This is a genomic window from Apilactobacillus nanyangensis (assembly GCF_016861915.1).
GTDB lineage: Bacteria > Bacillota > Bacilli > Lactobacillales > Lactobacillaceae > Apilactobacillus > Apilactobacillus nanyangensis.
Window position 1 is genome coordinate 1 of the sequence record NZ_BOLX01000029.1, and the last position, 1,242, is coordinate 1,242.

A 1,242-nucleotide genomic window follows, 5' to 3' on the forward strand; every position below is an offset into this window, starting at 1 on the left:
TTAGTACTCCCCTAATGCAGAATGTTCTTTATATTCCCCCTCTATACCATGTTGAACCCATAAAGCATGTGTTGAGTGTGGGCCATCTCCAAAAGAGATGCGCTGGCAGGAAGCAGGGGTTGACACTATGAGGGTTATAATGTCCTTCCTTTGGATGTCTGAACTACCTTTTCTTTTCACTCTCTTCTTTTTTCTCTTAGAGTGCTGTAACTAATTGGTCATAATCCCCTCCTTGCAGGTACTTATGGTATCAGTGAAGTTGTTTATATATTGTACTTCAGTATATCATCAGTAAAGTGGTGCAGTAAGTGTGTTAAATTATAGTTACTAAAGATTGGGAAAAAAGAAGGGTACATAGTTGGATTAAGTTGTAAACTAATATCTACGGCCATAGGACTCTGAAAGAACCGCATCCCGTCTGATCTGCGCAGTTAACCAGAGTGCCGCCTAGTTAGTACCACGGTGGGGGACCACGCGGGAATCCTAGGTGCTGTAGTTTTTTGTCTGTTCAATGTAGAGGAGGTTTAGCTTGTAAACATGTAACAGTAAGAAAAGAAGAGTTGCAATATGTTTTATGATTTCTTGTTATGGCTTAAGGGCAGGCTAGGGATAGAGCGCAAAATTGTGGACACCCATTATCACACCTCATGTGTTTTATGGTACAATAGCACCAAACAAACCCCTATTCCTACTATGAAAGAAGTGACTATACAGTATCATTGGTACAAAGGTATATTATACTTGTATTGAGATCTGTATGGTGCTTCTTTTGGGCCTGACTCACTCCTCAGGGATCAGTGACTCTGGTGAATAGACACCAAGCAGGAGATCTACCACATTTTTTGGATCTTTTAGCAGTGAGGGGGGCCAGGGTTGTGGAAAGGGAATGGAAAGGTCTAACTCCCAAGCCAGATGTCTGCAGCATCTTGGTGTGGGCAAGAAGGCTATGGAGAGAGGAGAGTAGGGGATAATGGGAAAGGATTAGGGCTGGGGATGAATAGTGAGAGGCAAAGAATGGGGAGAAGATATTAGATAGAGTATGAATGAGGTAAAAAGAACTTAAGGGTAGGTAGAACAATAAGTATCCAGTAGTTGAATAAATTTGAATGAAAGTACAATTTTCCAACTTCAGATGCTCTGAACTCTGCAAAGATATTCATTGTTAATATAAGTTGCAATAAACAATGACAGGCAATTGGAAAATAGAGTGGAATTGCCCTTAACTTGAGTCATGTACACACT

1 rRNA gene is annotated in these 1,242 nt (G+C 40.8%); it reads left to right on the forward strand.

Features of this window, described 5'->3' with window-relative positions:
• The first annotated feature begins 380 nt into the window (after positions 1 to 380).
• A 5S ribosomal RNA gene (gene rrf / locus JUD45_RS07120) occupies positions 381 to 499 on the forward strand.
• Positions 500 to 1,242 lie beyond the last annotated feature (743 nt).